General features: G+C 50.6%; 6 protein-coding genes. All 6 read left to right on the top strand.

Annotation, left to right across the window (positions count from 1 at the left end):
- Positions 1-1,239, top strand: a 1,239-nt coding sequence (locus tag MB824_RS10850) for a replication initiation factor domain-containing protein (protein WP_238748552.1), incomplete at its 5' end; no start/stop codon positions are given.
- Entirely contained in the window at positions 1,226-1,549 is a 324-nt protein-coding gene (locus tag MB824_RS10855; RefSeq protein WP_238748553.1) for a hypothetical protein, read from the top strand. The genes MB824_RS10850 and MB824_RS10855, both read left to right, overlap by 14 nt.
- Positions 1,550-1,563: 14 nt before the next feature.
- Positions 1,564-1,752 carry a hypothetical protein gene (locus MB824_RS10860; RefSeq protein ID WP_238748554.1) on the top strand — a complete coding sequence of 63 codons (189 nt, stop codon included), beginning with the start codon at positions 1,564-1,566 and terminating at the stop codon, positions 1,750-1,752.
- A gap of 182 nt (positions 1,753-1,934) precedes the next feature.
- Positions 1,935-2,150, top strand: coding sequence for a hypothetical protein (locus tag MB824_RS10865; RefSeq protein WP_238748555.1), 216 nt, complete (start codon positions 1,935-1,937; stop codon positions 2,148-2,150).
- Between the two features lie 15 nt (positions 2,151-2,165).
- Positions 2,166-2,459 carry a hypothetical protein gene (locus MB824_RS10870; protein ID WP_238748556.1) on the top strand — a complete coding sequence of 98 codons (294 nt, stop codon included), beginning with the start codon at positions 2,166-2,168 and terminating at the stop codon, positions 2,457-2,459.
- Between the two features lie 11 nt (positions 2,460-2,470).
- Positions 2,471-2,676 (top strand): hypothetical protein (locus tag MB824_RS10875; protein ID WP_407659239.1); only part of this gene is annotated, 206 nt, incomplete at its 3' end.

The following is a 2,676-nucleotide window of genomic DNA, read 5'->3' on the forward strand; positions in this document are numbered from 1 at the left end:
ATAACCTTCACCATCAACAAAAAAGACATTGAACACCTGTGCAAGACCTTTTGCACCGACGACGCCCAATACATCGAAAACTACAGCCGGCTCCTAATCGACGTTTTAGGTTTCGGCGTTTACCAAAAACGCCCCGGTAAAGGCCGCTACTTTTATCAGAGCTATTACACGCTTGGCACCGAAGAAGCCCAATACGGCACAGTACACATCGGCGGCCAGCGGGATACCGTCCTAGTTGAGCTTACCGGTACCGGCTGCCAAGCGGCACTAGAAGGCTGGGAGCAGCGGCTTTACGACTTTCTAAAGCCCCTGAGCCGTGCCCACATTACCCGCGTTGACTGTGCCCATGACTTTTTCAACGGCGAATACACCCCGCAGCAGGCAGCGGAAGACCATACAAACGGCCTTTTTACCCGCCATAACGCCCGCCCCAAAAGCGAATGCCGCGGCACCGCATGGCGAGAAGAAGACTACACCGGCCGCACCTTTTACGTTGGTACCCGCTATTCCAGCCGCCTATGCCGCGTCTATGAAAAAGGCCGGCAGTTAGGCTGCCCCGAAAGCCCCTGGGTGCGCTTTGAAGTCGAGTTCCGCAAGAATGACAGCGTGATCCCGCTGGAAGTGCTGCTTGCACCCGGTGAATTTCTCACCGGCGCATATCCCGTATGCGAAAACCTTTTCGAGACGCCCGCCCGCCGCATTGATTACGCCGCAAAGAAGCTGCAGCACGGCTTTGAAAACAAGCTCGCCCATGCAAAAAAACAAGTCGGCCGCATCGTCAATTTCATGCGCGATATTGCCGGTTGGGATGATGAGCGCATAGTCCGCGAACTCAAGGCCGAAGCAGAGCTATATCCGCGCGGGCTGGCTCCCGACGAATATCAATGCCCGCAGGGCTATCCCTATCTCGTACCTGAGCAAGGCAGCGAACAGCCCTATCCGGGCTTCGTTTCCACAGGCGACCATGATCAGGATTTGCAAAACATCCAAATGCACCAGTTGTGTGAATTGGACAAACATCATCGGATTTTCTTAGAAAGCCTTAAAAATCCTACCGAGCAGCAACAGCAAGACAGCATCAGTTTTACTAAAAATCTGCAAGAGCTAATGGAAATGATCCAAGCCAAAAACGCAGCAAAAGAGCAAAAACGGATCGACGAATATATCGATTACATGTGGATCCGCTACGGCAACCAATTTATCAACCAAAGACAAGGAAATAACCATGTTGAACTTTGATCAACAGCGCGAAAAACTCAATTACGAAACCCGCATTGTGATGGGCATTACCAAATTCAAAGGCACCATTGACGGCAGCGAGATCGACTCCTGCTCCGTCCTGATTGCCGCCCCGCTCGATGAGACTACCGGCAACGCCAAAGGTTTTGGCGTTTCCAAAGTTTCTTACGGCAAAAGCGAAAACTACGAGCCGTTCCGCAATCTCAACTTCCCTTGCGAAATGGAATGCGCCTTTGTCCAAACCACAAACGCATCCGGCCGCAGTAAAGAAACCCTGAAAGACATGCGGCCTTTAAAAGCAAAAGCATGAGAAAGGCGTAAGCCATGATCAGAAAGTACATCGTTCAGGATTTGGAAAACTTCGAATTCCTTTGTCCCCATCCTGAAGAAGTGGTCGGTTTTACGCCCTTTTTAAACCAAGCCGGCCATTTTGAAGAATTCGAATCAGCCGTTGAAGCCGGTGAAGACATGTGCGAACGCTTTGCAGTTTTCTCGTTCTGGCTTACCGAGTAGCAGAGTTTGCCGTTTCGGGGGTCGGCGGCAGCAAAACCCCTTAGAAGACCCCCACAGATACAAGGGAAAGGAAAAAAAGATGATCGCCTATATCGTCCTGTTCCTGATTTAGTTCCCCGCCGAACGTGTCCCGCCGACAGACACGCAAGGCATTTTTAACCGTCGGTGTAAGGAATTTCAAAATGAAAAACCTAAAACAAAAAGTAGCGGGCGCACTCGTTGCCGCCCCGGCCTTATTGGCCACTACCGCCGCCAATGCAGGCCCCCTTTTGGAAGCGGCAAAAGCCGAAATGGATCCGGTTAAAGCCGATCTGAATTCCGGCAGCGGCATGGTTATCGGCGTGGCACTGATTGCGGTCGGTGTCGGTCTGATGATCCGCTTGATGAGAAAAGCGTAACGGTAAGGGGCAATCATGGGCTATCGAGTAGGAGGTCAATGCTTTGCCACTTCGGAGAAAGCGTCCGATTATCAGATGTCCATGGTTGTCCCCACCATTACCGCAGACGGCAGTTTAAAGACTGCCGTTTATCAAAACGGCAAATGGTACTACGGCAGCCAGGAAGTCAAATTGAGCTTTCCCCAGTGCGATCAGATGGAGCCGTTAAAAGAAGGCATGCAGGTAGGCAGTTTGATACTCGGTATGTTCGTCTTGGTTTACATGACAAAAGTTTTTTTAAGAATGTTCCGTTATTTGGAAAAAGAGTAGCAGGCAGAAAAATGGCGTATGACACAAGCAAGCCAAAAGGCGATATGGATTTAATCGGCGGTGGCGGCGGATCCGGCACCAGTACCCAATACGGCAGCCAATTTAAAGCCGAATCCGGTGAAATGAAAACAGATTTGATAGCCGTCGGCGCCATTATTTTGGGCATTGTCGTTTTGATTATCGGCGTAAAAGTCTTTATCAGAATGATGAGAAAACC

Origin of the sequence: Kingella pumchi (assembly GCF_022288825.1) — a bacterium.
Lineage (GTDB): Bacteria > Pseudomonadota > Gammaproteobacteria > Burkholderiales > Neisseriaceae > Kingella_D > Kingella_D pumchi.